The sequence below is a fragment of the Nonomuraea aurantiaca genome (genome assembly GCF_020215705.1).
GTDB lineage: Bacteria > Actinomycetota > Actinomycetes > Streptosporangiales > Streptosporangiaceae > Nonomuraea > Nonomuraea aurantiaca.
This window is the reverse complement of sequence record NZ_JAIWNB010000001.1, coordinates 312,191-334,527: the sequence shown is the minus strand read 5'-3', so window position 1 is coordinate 334,527 and position 22,337 is coordinate 312,191. Positions and strand designations below refer to the sequence as shown.

At 69.0% G+C, this 22,337-nt stretch carries 25 protein-coding genes and 1 pseudogene; 12 read left to right on the top strand and 14 right to left on the bottom strand.

Translation table 11 applies throughout. The features are described from left to right. Window positions 1-84: 84 nt before the first annotated feature. From LDL49_RS01580 to LDL49_RS01565, 4 genes are all read left to right on the top strand, one after another. A complete protein-coding gene (locus tag LDL49_RS01580) occupies window positions 85-1,104 on the top strand; it encodes a ferritin-like domain-containing protein (RefSeq protein WP_225289040.1) in 1,020 nt (339 codons plus the stop codon). A gap of 23 nt (window positions 1,105-1,127) precedes the next feature. Then, entirely contained in the window at window positions 1,128-2,120 is a 993-nt protein-coding gene (locus LDL49_RS01575; RefSeq protein WP_225289039.1) for an alpha/beta hydrolase, read from the top strand. A gap of 2 nt (window positions 2,121-2,122) precedes the next feature. After that, entirely contained in the window at window positions 2,123-2,416 is a 294-nt protein-coding gene (locus tag LDL49_RS01570; protein WP_225289038.1) for a hypothetical protein, read from the top strand. Window positions 2,417-2,607: 191 nt separating this feature from the next. Further along, window positions 2,608-2,991, top strand: coding sequence for a hypothetical protein (locus LDL49_RS01565; RefSeq protein WP_225289037.1), 384 nt, complete (start codon window positions 2,608-2,610; stop codon window positions 2,989-2,991). A 71-nt stretch (window positions 2,992-3,062) separates the two neighbouring features. Here the strand turns inward: LDL49_RS01565 and LDL49_RS01560 are convergent, their stop codons facing one another. Both LDL49_RS01560 and LDL49_RS01555 read right to left on the bottom strand, forming a co-directional pair. Then, window positions 3,063-3,395 carry a YnfA family protein gene (locus LDL49_RS01560; protein WP_225289036.1) on the bottom strand — a complete coding sequence of 111 codons (333 nt, stop codon included), beginning with the start codon at window positions 3,393-3,395 and terminating at the stop codon, window positions 3,063-3,065. A 369-nt stretch (window positions 3,396-3,764) separates the two neighbouring features. Continuing rightward, window positions 3,765-3,974, bottom strand: a complete 210-nt coding sequence (locus LDL49_RS01555) for a hypothetical protein (RefSeq protein WP_225289035.1) — start codon at window positions 3,972-3,974, stop codon at window positions 3,765-3,767. 138 nt (window positions 3,975-4,112) lie between these two features. On the opposite strand from LDL49_RS01555, the gene LDL49_RS01550 reads away from it, so the two are divergent. Next, window positions 4,113-4,409, top strand: coding sequence for a hypothetical protein (locus LDL49_RS01550; RefSeq protein WP_225289034.1), 297 nt, complete (start codon window positions 4,113-4,115; stop codon window positions 4,407-4,409). Between the two features lie 119 nt (window positions 4,410-4,528). On the opposite strand, the gene LDL49_RS01545 is transcribed toward LDL49_RS01550, so the two are convergent. Continuing rightward, the gene (locus LDL49_RS01545; RefSeq protein WP_225289033.1) at window positions 4,529-5,002 is read right to left on the bottom strand and encodes a GNAT family N-acetyltransferase; all 474 of its coding nucleotides are present in this window, start codon (window positions 5,000-5,002) and stop codon (window positions 4,529-4,531) included. Between the two features lie 202 nt (window positions 5,003-5,204). Between LDL49_RS01545 and LDL49_RS01540 the strand changes: the two genes are divergently transcribed. Then, window positions 5,205-7,499, top strand: a complete 2,295-nt coding sequence (locus LDL49_RS01540; RefSeq protein WP_225289032.1) for a glycosyl hydrolase family 28 protein — start codon at window positions 5,205-5,207, stop codon at window positions 7,497-7,499. 188 nt (window positions 7,500-7,687) lie between these two features. After that, window positions 7,688-11,500: a S8 family serine peptidase gene (locus tag LDL49_RS01535; RefSeq protein ID WP_225289031.1), complete on the top strand. Its 3,813-nt coding sequence runs from the start codon at window positions 7,688-7,690 to the stop codon at window positions 11,498-11,500. A gap of 145 nt (window positions 11,501-11,645) precedes the next feature. Here the strand turns inward: LDL49_RS01535 and LDL49_RS01530 are convergent, their stop codons facing one another. From LDL49_RS01530 to LDL49_RS01510, 5 genes are all read right to left on the bottom strand, one after another. Further along, entirely contained in the window at window positions 11,646-12,725 is a 1,080-nt protein-coding gene (locus LDL49_RS01530) for a WD40 repeat domain-containing protein (RefSeq protein ID WP_225289030.1), read from the bottom strand. Continuing rightward, window positions 12,722-12,973 (bottom strand): sigma-70 family RNA polymerase sigma factor, encoded by a 252-nt coding sequence (locus LDL49_RS01525; RefSeq protein WP_263654535.1) that lies wholly within the window; start codon window positions 12,971-12,973, stop codon window positions 12,722-12,724. The genes LDL49_RS01530 and LDL49_RS01525 overlap by 4 nt, the downstream gene beginning before the upstream one ends. Window positions 12,974-12,994: 21 nt before the next feature. Then, window positions 12,995-13,207, bottom strand: a complete 213-nt coding sequence (locus tag LDL49_RS01520) for a sigma factor (protein WP_225289028.1) — start codon at window positions 13,205-13,207, stop codon at window positions 12,995-12,997. 176 nt (window positions 13,208-13,383) lie between these two features. Further along, a complete protein-coding gene (locus LDL49_RS01515; RefSeq protein ID WP_225289027.1) occupies window positions 13,384-14,403 on the bottom strand; it encodes a M23 family metallopeptidase in 1,020 nt (339 codons plus the stop codon). Window positions 14,404-14,596: 193 nt separating this feature from the next. After that, entirely contained in the window at window positions 14,597-15,235 is a 639-nt protein-coding gene (locus LDL49_RS01510) for a restriction endonuclease (protein WP_225289026.1), read from the bottom strand. A gap of 64 nt (window positions 15,236-15,299) precedes the next feature. Between LDL49_RS01510 and LDL49_RS01505 the strand changes: the two genes are divergently transcribed. Beyond that, the gene (locus LDL49_RS01505; RefSeq protein WP_225289025.1) at window positions 15,300-15,695 is read left to right on the top strand and encodes a hypothetical protein; all 396 of its coding nucleotides are present in this window, start codon (window positions 15,300-15,302) and stop codon (window positions 15,693-15,695) included. Between the two features lie 95 nt (window positions 15,696-15,790). On the opposite strand, the gene LDL49_RS01500 is transcribed toward LDL49_RS01505, so the two are convergent. Both LDL49_RS01500 and LDL49_RS01495 read right to left on the bottom strand, forming a co-directional pair. Beyond that, complete coding sequence (locus LDL49_RS01500) at window positions 15,791-16,180, bottom strand: cupin domain-containing protein (protein WP_225289024.1); 390 nt, start codon at window positions 16,178-16,180, stop codon at window positions 15,791-15,793. Window positions 16,181-16,245: 65 nt separating this feature from the next. Beyond that, entirely contained in the window at window positions 16,246-17,142 is an 897-nt protein-coding gene (locus LDL49_RS01495) for an alpha/beta hydrolase (RefSeq protein ID WP_225289023.1), read from the bottom strand. Between the two features lie 116 nt (window positions 17,143-17,258). Here LDL49_RS01495 and LDL49_RS01490 point away from each other — a divergent pair, with 116 nt between their 5' ends. Next, window positions 17,259-18,296, top strand: coding sequence for a PucR family transcriptional regulator (locus tag LDL49_RS01490; protein WP_225289022.1), 1,038 nt, complete (start codon window positions 17,259-17,261; stop codon window positions 18,294-18,296). A gap of 101 nt (window positions 18,297-18,397) precedes the next feature. Here LDL49_RS01490 and LDL49_RS01485 read toward each other — a convergent pair whose 3' ends face one another. Continuing rightward, window positions 18,398-19,222: an SDR family oxidoreductase gene (locus LDL49_RS01485; RefSeq protein ID WP_225289021.1), complete on the bottom strand. Its 825-nt coding sequence runs from the start codon at window positions 19,220-19,222 to the stop codon at window positions 18,398-18,400. 80 nt (window positions 19,223-19,302) lie between these two features. After that, window positions 19,303-19,674, bottom strand: a complete 372-nt coding sequence (locus LDL49_RS01480; protein ID WP_225289020.1) for a DUF5997 family protein — start codon at window positions 19,672-19,674, stop codon at window positions 19,303-19,305. A 55-nt stretch (window positions 19,675-19,729) separates the two neighbouring features. Between LDL49_RS01480 and LDL49_RS01475 the strand changes: the two genes are divergently transcribed. Then, the gene (locus LDL49_RS01475; RefSeq protein ID WP_225289019.1) at window positions 19,730-20,458 is read left to right on the top strand and encodes a LysR family substrate-binding domain-containing protein; all 729 of its coding nucleotides are present in this window, start codon (window positions 19,730-19,732) and stop codon (window positions 20,456-20,458) included. Window positions 20,459-20,694: 236 nt separating this feature from the next. On the opposite strand, the pseudogene LDL49_RS59025 reads toward LDL49_RS01475, so the two are convergent. Beyond that, window positions 20,695-20,907, bottom strand: a pseudogene (locus LDL49_RS59025) (DUF6247 family protein); the annotation flags it as partial. Between LDL49_RS59025 and LDL49_RS01470 the strand changes: the two are divergent. Beyond that, on the top strand, window positions 20,824-21,129 hold the full coding sequence (locus LDL49_RS01470; RefSeq protein ID WP_372470337.1) for a UTRA domain-containing protein: 306 nt from the start codon (window positions 20,824-20,826) through the stop codon (window positions 21,127-21,129). The pseudogene LDL49_RS59025 and the gene LDL49_RS01470 overlap by 84 nt on opposite strands. Window positions 21,130-21,141: 12 nt before the next feature. On the opposite strand, the gene LDL49_RS01465 is transcribed toward LDL49_RS01470, so the two are convergent. Continuing rightward, window positions 21,142-21,558, bottom strand: a complete 417-nt coding sequence (locus LDL49_RS01465) for a hypothetical protein (RefSeq protein WP_225289017.1) — start codon at window positions 21,556-21,558, stop codon at window positions 21,142-21,144. 154 nt (window positions 21,559-21,712) lie between these two features. On the opposite strand from LDL49_RS01465, the gene LDL49_RS01460 reads away from it, so the two are divergent. After that, window positions 21,713-22,198, top strand: a complete 486-nt coding sequence (locus LDL49_RS01460) for a plasmid replication, integration and excision activator (protein WP_225289016.1) — start codon at window positions 21,713-21,715, stop codon at window positions 22,196-22,198. Window positions 22,199-22,337 lie beyond the last annotated feature (139 nt).

Sequence of the window (22,337 nt, the reverse complement as noted above, 5' to 3'; positions counted from 1 at the left end):
GCCTGATCCCAGGATCGAACCAGGCCGCCGGCCCACCGGCCGGCGGTCCGATCCGCCATGCCAACAACCCGAGGTATGACACGAATGAACCACGAACGACCGGTTCGGATCGACACGCTGGACAGCCTCCGTGAGCACCTGCAGTGGGCGATCGAGCTGGAGCACGCGACGCTGCCGCCGTACCTGACGGCGCTGTACTCGCTGGATCCGGAGCGTAACCCGGCGGCGGTGGAGGTGGTGAGCGGCGTCTTCGTGGAGGAGATGCTGCATCTGGCGCTGGCGGCGAACCTGCTCAACGCCGTCGGCGGCACGCCGCGCCTGGACATGCCGGGGATGCTGCCGCCGCACCCGCGCAAGCTGCCGCACAGCGATCTGGAGGTGTCGCTGGTGCCGTTCGGCGCGGAGGCGCTGGAGATGTTCCTGCGCCTGGAGCAGCCGGCGGCACCTAGCGCGCCGCCGGAGGACGAGGGCTACGAGACGATCGGGCAGTTCTACGCGGCGATCGAGCAGGGGGTGCGCTACTTGTGCGACACGCTCGGCGAGAAGGTGGTCTTCTGCGGCGACCCGGCCCGGCAGGTGAGCGGCGCCCGCTTCCGTCACACTGCCGGATCGCTGTTCGCCGTCGAGGACCTGGAGTCCGCGCTCGGCGCGCTCAAGGAGATCGTCGAGCAGGGGGAAGGCAGCGCCCACGGCGAGGTCTGGGACGGTGACCAGGACGTCTTCCACCCCGAGCGGGACGAGGTCGCCCACTACTACCGCTTCCAGGAGCTCAAGCTCGGCCGCCGTTACCAGCGGGGCGACACCCCGAACACCGGCCCGACCGGCGAGGAGGTCGGCGTCGATCCGGACGGCGTGCTCCCGATGACACCCAACCCGCGGCCCGCCGCGCAGGGCAGTGCCGTACGGGCGGCGCAGGATCTGTTCGACACCACCTACAGCACCCTGCTGTCCCTGCTGGAGCAGGCATTCAACGGCGACCCGAAGCGGCTCACGGACGCCACCCGCACCATGTTCACGATCAGGGCCCAGGCGCAGGCGCTGATGGCGCTGCCCGGCGGCGCCGGTCCCACCTTCGCCTACGTGCCGCGCGAAGCACGTAGCTGATCCATAGCGAAAGAAGGCACATCATGAACAAGCACATCCTCGAGCCCGCCGCCTGGGAGCTGGCGCAGGCCACCTCGAAGCCGCCGTTCCTGTACGGGCTCGGCCCCGAGGGCGCCCGCAAGGTCCTCGACGACCTGCAGGCCGCCCCGATCGCCAAGCCGGACGTGGACGAAAAGTGGATCGTCGTCCCCGCCGGGGTCGGCAACGTGCGGGTGCGGATCGTCAAGCCGGTCGGCTCGACGGGCACGCTCCCCGTCGTCCTGTACGTGCACGGCGGCGGCTGGGTCATCGGCAATGCGAGCACCCACGACCGGCTCGTGCGCGAGCTCGCCGTCGGCGCGGGCGCGGCCGTCGTCTTCGTCGAGTACGACCGCTCGCCCGAGGCCCGCTACCCGGTGGCCATCGAGCAGGCCTACGCCACCGCCCAGTGGATCGTCAAGTCCGGCGCCGAGGAGGGGCTGGACCCCTCCCGGCTGGCCGTCGCGGGCGACTCGGTCGGAGGCAACATGACCGCGGCGCTGACCATCCTGGCCAAGCAGCGCGGTGACGTGCATTTCGTGCACCAGTCCCTGTACTACCCGGTCACCGACGCCGGCCAGGACACCGACAGCTACCGCGAGTTCGCCGACGGGCCGTACCTGACGGCCAAGGCGATGGCCTGGTTCTGGGACGCCTACACCACCGACCCCGCCCAGCGCGCCGAGATCACCGCCTCGCCGCTGCGCGCCTCCCTGGCCGACCTCGAGGGCCTGCCGCCCGCGTTCATCATCGTCGACGAGAACGACGTGCTGCGTGACGAGGGCGAGGCCTACGCCCGCAAGCTGATCGCGGCCGGGGTGCCCACCTCCAGCGTCCGCTACAACGGCACGCTGCACGACTTCATGATGCTCAACCCCCTCCGCGCCACCGAGGCCACCAGCGCCGCCATGGCCCAGGCCATCGACGTCCTCAAGACCGCCTTGAAAGCCGGAGAATCTCGGCGAGAATCGGCGCCGGTGTTGTCGACTACGCGCTGATCTTGGTCTACTTCGCGAGGGTCCAGCTGGTCGGGGTGGCCGCGCGAAGGAGAGTCTCCAGCAGCCTCGACTTCCTGCTCTCCGGGAGATCGTTGCCCGCCTGGATCACCGGGCTCGCCTTCATCTCGGCCAACGGCGCCGAGTACGGCATGCCGACCATGCACTACTACTGGATCGGCGCGGTCCCCGCGATGCTGTTCGTCGGCGTCGTGATGATGCCGTTCTACTACGGGTCCAAGGAGCGCAGCGTCCCCGAATTCATGCGCCGCGCTTTGGGCCCGGCGCGCACCTGGTGAACGCGATCAGCTTCGCGCTCGCCCATGTGCTCCCGGCTGGTGGCCGCGAGCCTCATCGGGTCGGTGTTGTCTCTGCTGCCCGGCCCTGTCGACCAGCTCTCCAGGGACGCGACCGCGGCCACCTACAGGGGGCAGGAGAGCCGGGCCCAGAAACCGCCTCAACCGTTAGCGCGGAACTGGCGATCCACCATGTGGCCGCCGGCATAGACGTGCTGCTGAGCCAGGAGAACGTCAGCGAGTTGCTCGCACAGGCCGAAGGCATCGCGAGCGGCGAGTGGCCGCTGCGTTGTGCGCTGTGTGACAAGCCGATCGGCGTCGCCGTGGCGGCCGAGGTCAACCTGGGACTGGTGATCTCGACGACCGGCGGGCCGCAGTCTCCCGATCTGGTGATCCCGGCTTGGACGCATCCGTCCTGTGGGCGAGCGCGCGTCTGGGCGCCTTCCATGACGAGCTCAGCCCCGGCCACCCCGCATGAGCGAGCCATTCGAGATCGTCCCGCACGCGGTCCTGCCGGCGGACAGCGCACCGCTCTTGTCCTCCTACAGGGGCGCCCGGAGGGAGGCGGAGGGGAGTGACCTCCCCCGCGAAGGCGGTCGTGGCTGTTTGTGTTCTCAGAAATGACTCATTTCTGAGAACGCCAGGCGGCTCAGCCGCGCGGCGCGTACATGATCACCAGGACGCCGGCCAGGCAGACCAGCGCGCCCATGACATCCCAGCGATCGGGCCGGAAGCCGTCGACGACCATGCCCCAGGCCAGCGATCCGGCGACGAAGACGCCGCCGTAGGCGGCCAGGATGCGGCCGAAGTTCGCATCCGGCTGCAGCGTGGCGACGAACCCGTACAACCCCAGGGCGATGACGCCGGCGCCGACCCAAGCCAGGCCGCGCTGCTCGCGGACGCCTTGCCAGATCAGCCAGGCCCCGCCGATTTCGGCGAGTGCGGCCAGGGCGAACAACACCAGGGAACGGACGATCGTCATGACAGGCAGTACAACGCATCCCAGCGGCCAGCCCCTCACCGGGCTGCCGGGGCTGGTGCAGTGTGGCGGGTGTTCAGCATCCGCAGCCGTTCCCGCTGCATCCGCAGCTTCCGACCGCGGCGGACCCGCCGACCGGGTCTCGGCCAGGTGGATCCGGCTACGGGCTGAGGTGTGCGGTCAACGCCGGTTGCCGCTGTCCGTTCCGTCACAGCGAGCGTTTCAGGAAGGCCACGGCCGGCGATGCGCCGTAACGGCGCCGGGCCCCGTGCGGGTCAGCGGCCGTCTCCCTGGAGGCCACCGACCCTGTACGGCGGGTGGCGCCAGCCCGGCGGTGCCGTAAAAGAAGGGAAAAAAGCATCGGGACGGAGGTCACGTGGCCACGTGGACGAAGTGGCCGCGGCGGGTGGGGAGGACGGCGGGGGACGCTTCGGGCTCATCGAGCCCGGCCAGCAGGATTTCGGCGAGTTGGCGGCGCTGAGAGCTGGTCAAGGTCATGGGCAGCACGATGGGCATCAGCTCGATGGCGTCGCCGGGCAGCTCGCGGACGTGGCAAGGCAGGAGGAGAGAGGAGTGATGCACGACCCCACTATCGCAGCCGCCACCGACATATCGCGGCTACTTGGTCTCACCGAGACCTGAGCGAAGCCTGCCCGACGCTGAAGGAGCGCGATTACCCCTCCTGACCTTGGGTAACAGGACCAGAACAAAGGGGGAATCATGATCAAAATGCTCCACAAGATGGGCATCAGGTCCAGTCACATGTACATGGCCGGTGTCGCGTCGATCGGTGCGTCCATCACGTCCTGGCTGATGTCGAGGAACCTGGAGAAGGCCAGCCTCGCGCGGGCGGATCGCTGGGGGATCTTCGTCGGCCAGTGGGCGCCCACGTTCATCGCTCTGGGCGTCGCGCTCCGCATCGAGGAGACGCACATGGAGATCGACGAGGAAGCGAAGGTCGAGATGTTCGACCGCGCGTCCGGCGGCGTGCGCCAGCGGACGCACGCGGGCACGTAACGCGAGCTGGACACACGGCACGAAACGACCGCAGGCCGCCTCTCACCGAAGCGGCCTGCGGTCCCATGCCGAGAGAAAGCCAGCCCCCGAGCCGAGAGACAACCGAGCGGCAGAGAGGGCTAGCGGTGCTCGGCCAGGCGCTTGAGCGGCTCGTCGGTCAGTCTGAACCTCGTCCACTCGTCGAGAGGTACGGCGCCGAGCTTGCGGTAGAACCCGATGGCCGGTTCGTTCCAGTCGAGCACCGACCATTCGAGCCGGTGGTAACCGCGCTCGGCGCAGATCGCGGCCAGCTCGGCCAGCAGCGCCTTGCCGTAGCCGGACCCGCGCATCTCGGGACGGACGTACAGATCCTCCAGATAGATCCCGTGCGTCCCCCGCCAGGTCGAGAAGCTGAGGAACCAGATCGCGAACCCGGCCACCTCACCGTCGTGTTCGACGACATGCGCGAACACGGCGGGCTCAGCGCCGAAGAGCACCTCGCACAACTGCTCCTCGGTCGCCCGCACCTCGTGCGAAGCCTTCTCGTACGTGGCCAGCTCGTGCACGAGCTGGAGCATCGCGGGGACGTCGTCAACGGTGGCGCGGCGAATCATGGGCCTCAGCGTAGTAGGAGGAGGCAAACGCCAGAACACCAGAATCGGTTGCAGTGATTTCGGCGCCTAGAGACCCGATGTCTTTTGTCCGATAACCCCTCGATCTGGATGTTTCCAAATCCTATCCCTTGTCACATCCGACCTTTGCGCCTAGCTTGAGCGTCAGGTCTGCAACCGACTGTTAGGCAGGAGCACACCCCCCATGAGCGAATCCGCCTTACCAAGAGCAGCCGCGTGGGTTGCCGCCGTCGTTCTGGCGATGTTCTCGATCGTCATCCCCGCCCAGTCCGCGGGGGCGCTGGCGGTGTTCAACGTCAAGGACTACGGAGCCACCGGCAACGGCTCCACGAACGACACCTCCGCCATCAACTCGGCCATCACGGCGGCCAACAGCGCCGGCGGCGGGACCGTGCAGTTCCCGTCCGGCACCTACAAGTCCGCCAACACCATCCACATGAAGAGCAACGTCACCCTCCAGCTCGACGCCGGCTCCACCATCATGGGCGCGTCCAACGACGACTACGACGCGCCGGAGTCGAACCCGAACGACAACTACCAGGACTACGGGCACAGCCACTTCCACAACGCGATGATCTATGGCGACCGCCTCACCAACATCGGGTTCGTCGGGACGGGCACCATCGACGGCGGCGGCAACCTCATCACCGGCAACCCCAACTCCGGCGAAGCGGACAAGATCATCTCGCTCACCCGGTGCGACGGGCTGACGGTCAGCGGCATCCGCCTGCGGCGCGGTGGCCACTTCGCGATGCTCACCAACGCCTGCAACAACATCACCTCGGACGACCTGCGGATCGACACCGCCAGCGACCGTGACGGCTGGAACGTCATCAGCGCCCAGAACGTCACGATCCGCCGCCCGAACATCGCGGCCAACGACGACGCCCTCGTCTTCAAGAGCGACTGGGCACTCGGCCAGACCTACGCGAACGGGAACGTCACCGTCACCGACGCCCAGCTCTCGGCGGTGTGCTGCAACGCGCTGATGTTCGGCTCGGAGACCTGCGGCAACTTCACCGGCTACCACTTCGAGCGCATCTCGATCAACGGCTCGAACAAGTCGGGTCTCGGCATGGTGTCGATGGACGGCACGGTCATCTCCGACGTCCACTACAAGGACATCACGATGACCAACGTACGGGCGGCGATCACCGAGAAGATCGGCACCCGCAGACGATGCGGCAACAGTCCGGGCGTCGGCCGGATCGAGAACATCACGTACGAGAACGTCACCTCCTCCGGCCAGAGCGGCAACAACTTCACCGCCACCCTGTGGGGCGAGTCGAACACCAGCAACCGGATCCGCAACGTCACGTTCACCAACGTCGACCTGACCGTCCCCGGCGGCAACGGCTGCGTGGGCACCGGCGTGCCGAGCAACGACCCGACCAACTACAACCCCAACAGCATCGGCACCCGGCCGGCGTACGGGTGGTACATCCACAACGCACACGACATCAAGTTCGTCGACAGCTCGGTCCAGTTCAACTCCAACGACTGCCGGCCCGCGGTGATCGCCAACACGGGCAGCACGGTGACCTTCGACCGGTTCACGGCCGAGCGGGGCAGCAACAGCCCGAACGACATGGTCTTCCAGACGATCACCGGCTACTGCGTCCAGAACAGCCAGAACACCGCCGGTGGCGCCCTGCGCGTCAGTGCCACCGGCTCCACCGAGAGCTGTACGCCGGGCAATCCCGGCACCGAGTTCCTGGAGGCGGAGGACGCCACGATCTCCCAGGGTGTCGTGGAGTCCAACCACGCGGGCTTCAGCGGCACCGGCTTCGTCAACGGTGACAACCTGGTCGGCAGCTACGTGGAGTGGAGCGCGCCGGCGACGCAGGCGGGCAGCACCACGCTGACGTTCCGCTACGCCAACGGCACCACGACCAACCGGCCGATGGACATCACGGTCAACGGCGTGCTGGTCGCCGACGAGTTCCCGTTCCCGCCGACCGGGGACTGGACCACCTGGCGGTCCGTGACGGTGACCGCGCCGTTCAACGCGGGGGCGAACGCCGTACGCGCCACCTCCACCACGGCCGGCGGCGGCCCGAACCTCGACTACCTCGACACGGAGGCGGCCGGGCCCGCCCCCACGGAGTACCAGGCGGAGAGCGCGACGATCTCCCAGGGCGTGGTCGAGTCCAACCACGCGGGCTTCACCGGCACCGGGTTCGTGAACTATGACAACCTGGTCGGCAGCTACGTCGAGTTCGCGGTGACGGCCGCCCAGGCGGGCAACGCCACGGTGGTCCTGCGCTTCGCGAACGGCACCACGTCCAACCGGCCGATGGACATCACGGTCAACGGCGTCCTGACCTCCGACGAGCTGGCCTTCCCGGCCACCGGCGCGTGGACGACCTGGAGCACCGCCACGGTGACCGTCCCGCTCAACGCGGGGGCCAACGTGATCCGGGCGACCTCGACCACGGCCGGCGGCGGCCCCAACCTGGACAGGATCTCGATCGCCTGAGCACAGCCTTTCCCCCTTCCGCCTTCCTGCGGGCGGAACGGACCGCCGCCCCGCCTCCACCGGCGGGGCGGCGGCTCCGTGAAAGAGGCCCGGCGGCTCGGCGGCAGCGGCGCGCGATATAAAGATCACCAAGAAAGGCGCGCCATTTGGGAGCGCTCCCAAAAGCCAGGTACTGGAGGACCTCCCCTTTGTTCCACAACCGCATCGCCGCGGTGTTCACCGGTATGGCACTCGTGCTCAGCACCACCGCCACACCCAGCTCGGCGACCCCGCCCACCACGACCGACACCGCCCCTACGACAGAGCCCAGCACCGTCACCCTGATCACCGGCGACGTCGTCGACTTCACGCCGGGCGAGAACGGCGAGCCGCCGAAATTAGCCACCCGGGCCGCGCCCCGGCCCGACGGCTCGACGGTGACGTTCGCCACGCTGCCCCACCGCGACGGAGGCACCCTGGTCATGCCGTCCGACGCCGCCGACCTGGTGGCCGCAGGCACCCTCGACGAGGAGCTGTTCGACGTCGAGACGCTCGTACGGGAGCACCGCGCCAAGGCGATCCCGCTGATCATCACGTACAGCGGCGCCTCCGTCGCGAAGGCCGCCGCGACCCTGCCCGGCACCGAGCGCACCCGGACGCTCGACATCATCCACGGCGCGGCCGTGACGGTGCGGACCGCCGAGTCCGGCAAGCTGTGGTCGGCGCTCCAGCCGGGCACCGCGCTCAAGAGCGGCATCTCCAAGATCTGGCTCGACCGCCGCGTCAAGGCGTCCCTCGACCAGAGCGTCCCGCTCATCGGCGCCCCCACGGCGTGGCAGAAGGGCCTCGACGGCGCCGGCACCAAGGTGGCGGTCCTCGACACCGGCATCGACGCCGGGCACCCCGACTTCGCCGGCCGCATCGTCGCCACCGAGAACTTCTCCACCACCCCGGACACCACCGACGTGGTCGGCCACGGCACCCATGTCGCCTCGACCATCGCCGGCTCCGGCGCGGCCTCCGGCGGCAAGTACCGGGGAGTCGCGCCCGCCGCGTCGCTGCTCGTCGGCAAGGTGCTCGACGACTACGGCTACGGCGAGCTGTCCTGGCTGATCGCGGGCATGGAATGGGCCTCGGCCCAGGGCGCCGACGTGGTGAACATGAGCCTCGGCGTGTGCTGCGGAGACGGTACGGACCCGACGAGCCAGGCGGTCAACGAGCTGACGAAGAAGTACGGCACGCTGTTCGTCGCCGCCGCGGGCAACGAGGGCGAGCCCCAGACGGTGAGCGTCCCCGCCGCCGCCGACAAGGCGCTCGCGGTCGGCGCGGTGGACAAGGTCACCGGTACGACCCTGGCCCCCTTCTCCAGCATCGGCCCCCGCCTCGACGACGCCGCGGTCAAGCCGAACATCGTGGCCCCCGGCGTCAGCATCGTCGCCGCCCGGTCCGGCGCCTCGGGCCAGCCGTCCATCCCGGGCAACGACCACTACACCTCCTTCAGCGGCACCTCGATGGCCACGCCGCACGTCGCGGGCGCCGCGGCGGTGCTGGCCCAGCAGCATCCCGACTGGGACGCCGACGAGCTGAGCGCCGCCCTCGTCTCCACCTCGGCGCGCAACGCGGAGCACAACTGGTTCGAGGAGGGCGGCGGCCGGCTGGACCTCGGGCGCGCGGTCACCCAGAGCGTCTTCGCCGACCCGGTCGTCGACTTCCTCCGCCTCGAACGGGACAAGGGCAGCGTCACCAAGAAGGTCACGTACCGCAACACCGGCGCCGCGCCCGTCACGCTCGCGCTGAAGGCCGACACCCGCGCCTGGAGCGGCGGCCCCAGCCCGGCGGGCGCGATCCGCCTGGGCGCGGAGACCGTCACCGTCCCCGCGAACGGCACCGCCACCGTCGACCTCACCGTGAACCCGGCCCTCGGCCTCGAGGGCGCCTACGGCGGCTGGGTCACCGCGACCGCGGGCGACGCCCGTCTGGCCACGCCCTTCAGCTACTACACCGGCCCGGACACCCACCTGCTGAAGATCTCGCTGACCAACTCGTACGGCGCCAAGGAGTTCTCCTCCCGTCCCGGCCAGGGCGGGCGGCTCGGGCCGCTGGTCTACATCGTGCCGCTGCGGCGGAGCAACAGCCCGGATGACCCCTTCCATCCGTACGCGTACTACTACGGCCGCCTCGACCTGACCGGGTACGGCGAGCAGTACCTGCCGGACGGCGACTACGAGGTGATCGCCGTCGCGAACGAGACCTACATGAGGACCCGCACCTCCCTGGTCATCCGCGACGTGACCCTGAAGGACGACCAGACCCTCGACCTGGACGCCCGCGACACCGTGCCGCTCAAGCCGACCTCGCGCACCGCCACGGACGCCGCCCCGGACGCCGCCATGGACGCCGAGGGTAAGGCCCAGTACGTCCGGACCTTCACCGACCGCCCCTCCCCCATCGCGATCACGGCGAGCACGGAGAACGGCAGGCACGTGGACCTGTACGCCACGCCGGTGAAGTCGGTCAAGGCGGGCACGATGAGCCTGTCGCACATGTGGCAGATGGAGCCCGGCGTGCTGGCCGCCGCCACGGCGGGCCGGCTCACCCTCGACCCGTCCTACGAGGTCGACACGGTCCGCTCGATGATCACCAAACCCACCGCCTATCCCCTGGTCTACGCCGGTCAGGGCAGGCCGGCGGACTTCGAGGGCCTGGACCTCACCGGCAAGCTGGTCCTGGTGGGGGTGCCGCTGGGCGCCGGCCCGACGCCCTACAGCGACGCGACTCCGCGGATGGACGAGGCGTCCGCGCTGGCCAAACAGGGCGGCGCCGCCGGTTTCATCGGCTTCTACGACGCCGACGGGGCCGGGACGCGGCTGCCGGGCTTCGCCGACACCAGGTTCCTGCGGTTCGGACTGGACGCGGCGCAGGGCCGCTCGCTGCGGACCGTCGTCCAGCGTGGGGCGACCTCGCTGCGGCTCACACCGTACTCCGGGGAGCCCTCTTTCTACCGGCTACGGTACGACTCGACGGGGAAGATCCCCCGCAAGCCGGAGAAGCTGGACCGGGACCGCCTGGTCCGCGTCGAGACCCGCTACCACGCCGACCAGCCGAACGCCCAGGGACATCTGCTGGTGACGACGTCCGCCGGTGCCGCCGAGCTGTCGTTCGGCCAGTGGGTGACGATGCCGTTCGAACGGACCGAGTACTACGGCCCGGCCCGCGACGACGTGCGCTGGTCACGCTCGGTCGGCAACCAGAGCCTGGAGCTCCGGTCGCAGGACACGTTCGCGCGGGCGGCCCGTACGGACGAGGACTGGTTCAAGGCCCCACTCGTGCCCGGCGCGGCCACCGCGCCGGCGGGGGTGCCGGTGCCGTGCGCGTTGTGCCGGGACGGAGACCGGTTCGTGCCCGCCGAGCAGTGGCTGGACTCAGACCCCCGCCACTACAGCGAGCTGAGCACGGTCTCCTCCGCTCCCCGTCTCGTGGCGGGCGGCACCGAGATCCCGGTGCAGGGCTGGGGCCCCCGCTCGTTCACCGTGCCCGCGGGCTCCGCCGCCTACCGGCTGGACACGGTGGACACCACCTACCGGCCGCTGTCCCCCAAGGTGACCTCCGGCTGGCGGTTCACCTCGCCGGGAGGGCCGTCCGGCAAGCCGCGCGGCGCCTCCTGCTCCTTCGGTCCCGCCTGCGCGTTCCAGCCCGCTTTGGTGCTCAGGTACGACCTGCCGGTTGACCTGCTCAACCGGGCCCCTTCCGGGCGGCCTTTCACCTTCGAGCTGACCGCCGGCCCAGCGGCGCGTTCGGCTTCAGATGCACGCTCGGCCCGGGTGGAGTACTCCGTCGACGACGGCGCCACCTGGCGTCAGGCCGAGAAGGTGCGCAAGCTCGGCGACGGCCGCTTCAGAGTGAGCGTCCTGCACCCGGCCCTGGCCGCCACCAGCGGCTTCGTCTCGCTGCGGGTGAACGCTGAGGACAAGGCGGGCGGCACGGTCACCCAGACCGTCGACCGCGCGTACGGCCTGAAGTAGGACCTGTGGCGGGCCCACGGCGGGAGCGGGCGGTGGGCCCCCCCGGGGGGGGGGGGGCGGGCGCGGGGCTTTTTGGGGCCGGGGGGCGCCCCTCGGTGGGTCCGGCGCGGGCCCCCGCCACGGTGGAGGGTCGGCAGGGATCGGATCAACGCACCAAGCCAGGCACGGCGTACTGTTCCCCGCGGAGCGTGAACAGCTCACGGGCCTGCCCCGTCAGGACATTCACCGCATAGGCCACTCCCGAGCCACCGCTCCGGGGCGACTCCGCGACGGCGACCAGAGTGACCTCCTTGGCGTTCAACCAGCCGCCCAGCTTGGCCGGCCGCAGATCTCCCGGGAGGCCGGACACCGGCACCCGCTGCTCACTGCCCCCGGTGAGGGCGTCGAAGGTGACGATCGTCCCGTCTTCCCGCACCATGGGCGTCCCATGGCCCAGAACCTGCCCCACTCGGACGAGCCTGCGGCCATCAGGGCTCAAAGCGCTGAACTCGTAGGTGAAGGTGGGGATGGTGACCGGCTTCCGGCCACGTACCCAGACCTGGGTGGTCTTGTCGTACGGCTTGGCCAGCACCACCGGGCCGTCACCATCTGCCACGCTCACCGGCCACCAGCCACTGTCCAGTTGCTCCACCGTCCCCTGCTCGACGTCCACGAGCATGTTCGGCTTGCGCCGGCCACCCCAGCCGGAGACGATGAATCGCAACCCGTTGGGTGACATCCGCAGGGTGTATTCGACCGCGAAGTCCCGCTTCGGCTGCTTCAGCGGCGCCTTCCAGATCTGGCCACTGGCCAGGTCGCGCACCATGATCCCGCGGTCCTTCTCGCTGTAGTAGGCGATCCGGCGACCGTCAGCCGTGGCCTCCACCGGCCCAGGCCCCGCGGGCAGTTGGAAGGTTTCGCCGCTTCGGGTCAGGATGCGCCACCCGGTCTCCCGGCATCCGCCCCGGCAGAACAGCCGATAGGCCTGCTCCACCGGCGCGACCCCCTTCTCGGGCAGCGGCACCGCCTTGACCTCCGGCGGGGTGAGAACGACCGGCGGCCTCGGCCGTACCTCTTGGAGAAGCAGGGCGGAGCCACCGGCGATCCCGACGACGACCACCACGGCGGCGGCCAGCGTCAGGCGGACCGCGCGGTTGCGACGCGCTCCCCTGATCGCCAGGTGAGCCAGGTCGACGTCGGGCGCGTGGGCGGCCAGCTCGTGCAGATCCTCGCGAAGCGTCTTCATCGATCCACCTCCTGGGGGGTGAGCGCGCGCAGCTTCGACAACGCGTAATGCGTCTGGCTCTTGACCGTGCCTAGCGACGTGCCCATGAGCTGGGCGGTCTCGTGTTCGGTGCGATCTTCGTAGAAGCGCAACACGATCACCGTCCGCTGTTTCGGGGTGAGCTGGGCGAGCGCGTGAAGCAAGGCGAGCCGCCGCACGGTCGCCGCGTCGTGCGACTGGCCGACCTCCGGAAGCTCGGCTGCCGGCAGCTCGACCTGCTTGCGTCTGCGCTACGAGATGTTCTGGTTGACCAGGGCCTTACGGGCGTACGCCTCGGGATTGCCGCCCTTGGCGAGCTTGGGCCAGTGCGAGGCGACGCGGGTGAGGACCGTCTGCAACAGATCCTCGGCGAGGTGGGTGTCTCCGGTGAGCAGGTACGCCGTCCGCATCAGCGATTGCTGGCGAGCACGCACGAACTCGTGGAACCCCTCATAACGGTCCATGCACTAAACAACTCCGCGGAAGGGCCCGAGGTTGGAAGCAGGAGAACCTTGGGCGCGGCTCCCGCCGTCATCTCGGACCTGCGAGCCCGAGGTCTCCTTACCGGCCGAGGACCGCGCTCCCCTCACAGAAAAGCGCCGCCACCCGCGAAGGGGTGGCGGCGCTCATGGCTCACACGTCAGCTGCAGTGTTCGAAGGGGCTGGTGTAGGTGGCCGTACCGGCCGTGCCGCCCCAGCTGACGCACTTGTCCGCCGCGCCGGCGGTTACCGGACCCGCGTAGTAAGTGAACTTGCCCGTGTCGGTGGCCTTCGTCTTGCCCTTGACCTGAAGGAAGGCGCTGGTGGCGGTGGCCTTGCCGAGGGAGGTCGCCTTGATCGTGGCCACGCAGTTCTTGCCGTTGGCCGAGTTGAACAGCAGGTAGACCTTGCCCGCCGTGCCCAGAGCGGCCGAGTCGATCACCTTGTAGCCGCTGCCGCACACCGACTCGGCGGTGTTCGGATTGCCGCCGCTGCCGCCTCCGCAGTTCTTGGAGGTGAGGGTCTGGTTCGGGTAGCCGAACGTGGCGCCGTTGAAGACGGCCTTCTGGATGTTCGACGGGTAGCTGCTGCCCTTGCGCACCTCGAAGTGCAGGTGCGGCGAGATGCCGTTGCCCGGCTTGCTGGTGTTGCCGACCGCGCCGATCTTCTGGCCCTGGGTGACCTTGGCGCCCGCGGCGACGGCGCGCGAGTTCAGGTGCGCGTAGAAGGTCGTGTAGCCGCCCCCGTGATCGATCTTGACCAGGTTGCCGTAGCCGTTGGTCGAGCCCTGGTGGGCCGAGATGACCACGGTGCCCGCCGCGGCGGCGACCACGGTGTCACCGAGGTCGGCGTTCGCCGTGCTGCCCCGGTTGAAGTCGATCTCGTACGAGCGGTGCGCGCTGCTGCCGCTGGAGTTGCCGGTCCACTTCTGGCCGCAGGGGAAGGGCAGCTGGAAGCGCGGGGCGGCCAGGGTCGACACCTGCGGCCCCTCCACCTGGTTCGGGGGGTCGTTGTTGTCCTCCCCAGAGGTCGGCGTGGGGGTGGGGGTGGCGGTGGCGGTAGGCGTAGCAGTCGGCGTCGGACCGGCCTCGGCCCCCGTCGTGCTCGCTAACGCGGCCTGGCCCGACGCGAGACAGACAAACAGGGCGAACCCCGCCGTGAGCACACCTTTGGGTCGCATGCCAATCCTTTCGACGCGTGCCAGAGCCGCGCATGGGTCTATGGGGTCGTTCCAAGCACTCTTGCTGGAGATCAAGAGTGCGGATGAGCCATACAGAGAACATCCAGAAGCCGCATAGAGCACCATCCGCTTCGAGCACGCGCGGGCCGGGAGGCGCAGTTTGACCTGCGGTTTCGCGCCCAGGCCGGGTACTTCAGCCCGCGGGCTCGTCCCCTTCGATCAGGACCCCGTTCGGCCGTGCGGGCAGGAGCGAGACCGTGCCCAGCAGCCAGTCCGCCAGCCGATCGCGTTCGACCAGGATCAGCGGCTGCCGGGCGCCGAGCGCCTCCAGCCGGGCCTGACGGGTCAGCGCCCCTGAGGTGACCAGGACTCCGGTGTGCCCGGCGAAGGTGTTGGCGAGCGCTCCCAGGAAGTTGCGGACCTCGGGCGCGCCGACGGTCTTGCTGTAGCGCTTGCACTGGATGGCGTACCTCCCGTGCCCGGGAGCGACGGCGGTGATGTCCACCCCACCGTCGCCGCTACGGCCTCGCTCCCGGACCTGCCGGAAGCCATCGGCGATCATCCGCTGGGCGACCAGGTGCTCGAACTGCGTTCCGGACATCCGGTCGATCTTCGCCAACTCCACGTTGGCCGCCAGGAACCGCCGTCTCCGCGCCTCGATGGCCTGGTAGCGCAGGAGAAGCCCGCCGCCGAGCAGCGCCAGGACCAGGCAGGCGATCGCCGCCGCCCAGACCGGATGATCGCGGACGAACGAGACCACGACCATCCCGGCGACGGCCACTCCCACGACCCCCAGGACCCATACGTCCTGTCTTCTGGATCCCCTCGCCATGGGTTCTCCTCCTCGATGGGTGGTGTCCATGGCGAGTGTGAGCCACCGGTCCGACAAAAACATCATGCTGAAAGGATCAGTGGCCCGCCGGCGCCGGCCAGTGGCGCTCGACGCCGATCTTGTCCAGCTCCCGGTGAACTCCTCCAGCAGGGCCTCCTTCTCCTTGACCTCCTGCGGCTCCACCACCCGGCGCAGGCAGTACGCGGCCAGCCGGCCCGCGACCTCCACCGGATGCAGGGATCAGCGACACCACGAACGCGGAGGCCAGCTCGCCAGGGGCATGGGCGATAAACGGGTGCACGGCACCGACATCCTCCCCCACGGCCTTGGCCAGCTCGCCGGTCCGGCGCCGGGAGAACCAGCCGATCGGCACCCGCCCCAGCCGCGCCGCCACCTGCCGGCGCAAGGTCAGCTGCACCTGGCCGTCGAGAAGATGCCCGAGTCCGGACAGCAGCCGTAAGGGCGCGGCATCTGTGGTGATGCGGAACGCTGCCTCGCCTCGGCGAGGTCGGTAATGGTCATCGCTCCCCCTTCGTGGATTTCGACGGGTCTGGCCTAGACATCGGCCCGCTTCTCCAGCCGGCTGCCACGCGGCAGGGTGACGGCCATGATGGTGCTGGGGATGTCCAGCTCGATGCGGTGCCATCGGCCGCGCGGGACGATCGCGGCGGTTCCGGCCACCAGCCTGATCTCCTCCTCCTGCTGTCCCGGCCGGTCCGGGCGGAGGTGGAGGCGGATCTTCCCGATGATGCAGGACACGACCTCCTCGGCCTCGGGGTGGACCTCCCAGTGGTCGGCGTGGACATCGGCGCCGGTCTTGGCGTGAAAGGCCGTCAGCTGCCAGCCGTCCTGGTCGGAGTCCGGTGTTCTTTTCTCGGTGTGCACGTGGCCGTCTGGGTGGAGGTGGAGAGAAGACGCCAAGAGATCGATGGGGGTAATCGTCATGCCCGAGAACTCCTCATGGGCTGATCATTCGTCCGGTGGCCGCCCGACCTGGGTTGCTCGCGACTTCACTCGGCCAGGGCGCGGCGCAGGGTGGCGGCCAGGTCGGCGAGCTGCCGCTGCGATACCTCCGCGGACAGGATCGCCTGCGAGCCGTGGAAGGTGCCGGGCCATTGGTGCAGTTCAACCGATACGCCCGCCTGCAGCAGGCGCAGCCCGTAGGCGAGGTCATCATCGCGGTTCGGGTCGAACTCCGCAGTGGCGATGTAGGCGGGCGGCAGGCCGGACAGATCGGCGGCCCGCGCCGGCGCCGCGAAGGGCGTGGCGGGCGCCGAACCCAGGTAGTACCGCCACGATGCGGTGACCGCGTCCCGATTTATCCAGGGCGTCTCGGTGAACTGCCGCGCCGACCACGTCTCCTGCCGGTCGTCGAGCTCGGGCTCGTTGAGCAGCTGGAAGCGGATCGGCGGCCCTTGCTGGTCACGCGCCCGCAACGCCACCGCGGCCGCGAGCCCGCCACCGGCGCTGTGCCCTCCGACCGCGATCCGTCCCGGGTCGATACCGAGCTCGGCGGCGTTCTCGGCCGTCCAGGTCAGTACGGCGTAGGCGTCGTCCAGGGCGGCCGGGAACCGGTGTTCGGGGGCCAGCCGGTAGCCCACCGAGATCACCACCACGCCGGAGTCGGCGGCGAGCCGGGCGGCCCAGAGGTGCTCGGTGTCCACGTCACCCATGACGAATCCGCCGCCGTGCAGCCAGACGATGGCGCCGCGGGCCTGGTACGGGCGGTAGATCCGCACCGGCACGTCCGGATCGGCGGGCACGGTGCGGTCCTCGATCTCCAGGTCCGCGGTGTCCGGTGCCGCCCTCTCGGCGGCCGACGCGGCGTACTGCTTGCGCGCGGCCACCGGGTCCGTCAGATCGACCTTGGGGACCAACGGGATGAAAGCTTCCAATTCTGGATTCATGTCGGTCATCCTCGCGGCCATCACCCCAGCGACCACCCGCCATCCGTCGGGCATTTCGCCCAGATGACGCGTCGATCGGCGCTGTCTTCTGGTCAGGCAGGCCCTATCCTCCTGTCATGGAGGCACTGGCCCAGCGGCTGTCGCACCTGGACTCGCACATCGAAGGCGCGATCCGCGTCGTCACCTTCTACGACACGCTGATGCGCCGACGGGTGGACCTGCCGGCGTTGGCCCGGGCCTCGGCGGGCCTGGCCGAGTGCGTGGCCGGGATCCGGCTCCACGGCACGGGACGGGTGATCCGTGTCTCTCCCGATGGCGGGGAAACCTCCGCCCCACCGCTGCCCCCGTCCTCCACGGTGACGATCACGCTCGACGAGGAGGAGATCGGCACGGTCTGGCTGGAACGCCCCGGCCCGGCGAATCCCCTCGACGAAGTGCTGCTGGACCGCCTCGCCATCGCCGCCGCGGCCGTCGTCGAAAGGTACGGCCCGGCCCGCACCACCATGGCCGACCCCGCCCTCGTCGAGCTGGTGATCAGCGCCGACAGCGACGAGGCGGCCAGAGCGCGGGCGCTGCGCCTCCTGGGTTTCCCCGCCGACCTGCCGGTCCGCGTCGCCGCCGTACACGCGCGGCTTCCGCTCGACCGGGTCGGCGGCCTGATCTGCCCGGACCGCCTCGTCAAGGCGGCACCGCTCGCCGACGTGGGCGTCATCCTGGCCACCACTCTGGACCCGGCCCGCTTTCCAGCGGACGTACGCGCGGGCATCGGCGCCGCCGAAACCCCCAACCGATCCTGGCGCCAAGCCCGCACCGCCCTCCGCTTCACCACCCCACGCCAGCCGGTCGTCCACTTCGACGACCTGGGCGCGCTGGCGCTCCTGGCCGAGATACCTCAGGACGCCTCGCGCGACAACACCGACGTGACCGCGATCGCCGCACTGGCCGCTGGTCATCCGGAAGATCTGGAGACGCTGGACGCCTACTGCGCCACCGGCTCCCTACGCCGGGCCGCCGACCTTCTCCACCTGCACCACAGCAGCGTCGCCCGCCGACTCGAACAGCTCGGCAAGACCCTGAGCATCGAACTAACCGAGCCCACCGGCCTGATACGGGCCAGACTCGCCCTCACCGCGTGGCGGCTGCTCGACGACTGAGGCCGTGGCGGCGGATTCGAAAGACTGGGGACGCCAGGCGACCTGCGTACCCCGCCTTTCAGATCGACGTCGCGATCAACGCTGCCCACCACTTCCAGAAACTACCCGCCATCCAGAAATTGCCGGGCGCCGCGCAACTTGGTGTGCAGCTTCCGCTGAGTCATGGCGCAGTCCAAGCGCACGTCCAGAGGGCCGGGCAACTTGGTGTCCGCCCGCCGACCCGAAGGCAACTGGTCCGCGTCGAGACCATCGCGACGAGCGATGAGCACCCCGAGCTCGTACCGGCTCACCGCATCGGCTCCGGCGACGTGGTGGACACCGCGATGCTCAGACGCGGCAAGTTCCAAGAGCGCCGCCGCAAGGTCAGCCACATGCACGGGACACCGCACATCATCGGTGAACAGCACTCCCCTCGACCTGCCGGTGGCAAGCGCATGCACCAGCAGCTCGTGCGGGGAGTCACCGTCGCCAATGATCAAGGATGTCCGGGCTATCACCGCGGCCGGCGCGATCGCGCTCACCGCCGTCTCCGCGGCGGCTTTGGCCGCGCCGTACGGACTGATCGGGTCTGGGACGCACATCTCGTCATAACGAATCGCGGCGCCGGAGAAGACCGCGTCGCTGGACACATGGACGAGCCGCCCACCCACCGTGGAGACGGCCAGTGCCACATTCACGGCACCGATCGCCGTGGTGGTCCAATCCGCCTGCCGGTACGCGGCGTTGATGACCACCTCGGGCCGGAAGGCGCCGATCAGCACCTCGACGTCCTCCCGTCGGCGCACATCGAGCGGCCCCCACTCAACGCCGGTGAGCTCCCCGGACCGGCTCAGATACGTCGCGGCGACCTCGTGCCCCGCCAACGAACACTGTCGAGCCAGCTCACGGCCGAGAAACCCACTACCACCGACGATGAGGATCCTCACGGCCGGTCACCCTAGCCGATCAGCCACTCCCAGACGCCCGCCCGACGCACAACAGCCCGTACCCCCAAAAGGGAAATTGTCTAGCGTTGCTTGAGGCGGAGTGCTTCTTTGCGGGCCTCGGCCTGGACGGACCGCTCGCGCTCCAGCCACGCGGGGTTCTCCGCCTTCAGCGCATCGATCTCAGCGGTGGTGAGGGGCTCGGTGATCCCGCCCCTGGTCAGGCCGGAAATGGAGACCCCGAGCTTCGCGGCGACGACCTGCTTGGGATGCGGACCGTTGCGGCGCAGGTCAGCGAGCCAGGCGGGTGGCGTCGACTGCAACTCGTTCAGCTCGTCCCTGGAGACGACACCCGCCTGGAACTCGGCGGGAGTGGCCGAAAGGAGGACACCCAGCTTCTTGGCCGCCGTCTCGGGCTTCATCGTCTGGATGGTCTTCGATTTGGACGAGGTCATGGCGCCAAGCGTAGTCAGTCGGAACGGGTTCCCCTGACATCGGTACTCTGTGGAAGTGACTGATGGGGAGACCGGCAGGGTGTTCCGGCTGGCGTACGTGCCTGGGGTGACACCCGCGAAGTGGGTCAACGTCTGGACCGAGAGGATCCCCGACGTGCCGATCACCCTCGTCGCGGTTCCCGCCGCCGAGGTGGTGGGCCTCCTGCGGGACGGCGGCGCCGACGCCGCATTCGTCAGACTGCCGATCGACCGCGACGGCCTCAGCGTGATTCCTCTCTACGTGGAGACCACGGTGGTAGTGGCGCCCAAGGACCACGCGGTGACCGCCGCCGACGAGGTCGCCCTCACCGACCTGACCGACGACGAGGTGTTGCACCCGCTGGACGACACCATCGAGTGGCCGGTCCGGCCCGGGCTACCCGCGTTCACCCGCCCGGACACAACGGCGAACGCGGTCGAGCTGGTAGCGGCCGGCACCGGGCTGCTCCTGGTCCCGCAGTCGCTGGCACGCCTCCACCACCGCAGAGACCTCACGTACCGGCCGGTGCCGGAGGCGCCGCAGTCTCAGGTCGCGCTGGCCTGGCCCAAGGACGCGACCACTGAACTGGTGGAAGACTTCATCGGCATCGTCCGCGGCCGCACAGCGAACAGCTCACGAGGCCGTACGCCCGCCGCCCCTGCGGAGAAACCGGCACAGCGGCAGGCACAGAAATCCGCCAAGAATGGCTCCGGCCGCCGGCCCGTACCGGCCGGCCGTAAAAGGAAGGGCAACCGACCTCGGTGACGGGCTGTCCCGGACCTCTGGGTTCGGGCCCTGCGTGCGCAGAGGCCATCAAGCTGTGCACGGGCTGCCCACTGCCGTACGCACGCCTCCCCGTATACACCTGAGCGCACCACGTCGCCCACCGACCGCCGTCCTCCACGCCGACCGGGAAAGACCCGCTCGATGGAGACGAGGTCACCCGGGCGACCAACGGCCGCCTCTCTAGCCCGCTGCTCAAAGTCGGCGTGCGCGTAGGGCGTGGCGCGCAGGTCCCGCAGGTGAAGGATCTCCCGCAATTGGCGGTATCGCCATACCTCGCGCGCCGTGTCCAGAGCACTACGGTATTCGTGCACAAAGCGTTCACGCTCGACTTGGACTCTCCATGGGTGTCGCTCTGGCCGCCGTTGGAGCTGTCCGAGGGGACGGATCTGACCAGCGGTGAGCCGTTGGGGCAGGGCTTCCGCGAGCATCTTCAGGCGCGCAAGGGCGTGCGTTTCGATCACATCATGGAGCAGATCACCGCTCGCATGCCCTCTGCTCACGAGGTCAAGCAACTTGCCATGCCGAAGAATCAGCGCTTTCTGGCCGTCTTCGGCGCGGTACGGGACGCCTCTGGCCGGCCTTTGGCCGTCGTGGAGGTTCTGCTGCCTGCTGACCGGCACGAGCTGGAGGACGCCTACCCGATTGGGTGATCGCGCTGCCGTTCATGTGCAGCGAAGGTCCCAGTCGCTGTAGCTGATGTCGCCGAACTCCACGGTGACGGTTCTGCTGTCTCCGGTGTCTTCGCTCACGTGCAGGGACACCTGCGCCTCGTCGTCGGCTACTCCGGCGATCGCGGCCTTGTCGTAGTAGGCGTAGAGCTCCTTCAGTGGCAAGCCTGTTCGAAGCTCCAATCGGACCCGGTACTCACAGTAATCGCCGTTTCCTCCGGAGATCTTGCCAAAGGTGGCGACACTGTCGCTCTGCCTGTGTGTCTCGGGCGGTAGCGGATGGGCCAGCACTCGGCCACGGAAGTCGTCGAACCGGGCATCATCGCGCCACATCGGCATCTTGTACAGCAGGAACAGCCCGACCAGTGGGACCATCAGGACTACAGCTAAGCAGCCCCATACGATTCGCACGAGACCCTCCCTAGATGTCGGGCCATTGGCCTGCGCGACTGTCTATCGCATGAGTGATACCGCCGCCACCTTCGCCTTGTAACTTGCCCCAGCAAGCTACGGAGAGTTATCCCCGGAATAGGTCGAGTGCCTGTCATCCAAGTGAGGAGCAGATATGGCTCTGCAAGGCCCCATCCCCGTCACCTTCGCCATGGTCTTCCCGCACGGCTGCTACATCGTCGGCGAGGTCGAGCCCGTCAAGGACTTCGACGCCTCATCCAACGGCCGGTTCGTGCAGGCCCGCGACAAGCAGACCGCAGAGCTGGTCTGGCAGGTCGCGGTCATGGACGGTGACCCGGCCCTCAAGCCCGCCCAGAAGACGGGGGCGGTCAAGATCCTCGCGCCGGTCCAGCCGGTTCCGCCGTCCCCGATGCCGGGGCTGCCGTTCACGCCCGTCGAGTTCGACGCCATCTCGGTCACGCCGTACGTCAACGGCAACGGTCGCCTCGCCTACTCCATCAAGGTTCGACAACCAGCTGACATGGAGAGACGGATTTCGACAGCGGAACGCGGGTCCTACACGATGCGCTCGCACAAGGCGGCCACCTGGTCAGCGATGGCCATCTTGGATTGTTGCCCTCTTCTCGCAGGTCAAGGGTAATGATCTCTTATGGCGTATGAGGCATGTCGCCAGCGAGTGGGGCTGTACGCGGACCCACCTCCCTTCAAGTAGTTAACCCGATGAGCATGAACCGTGACTCACCGTCGCGTAAATGCTTATTATGCGTAAGACGCCTTGC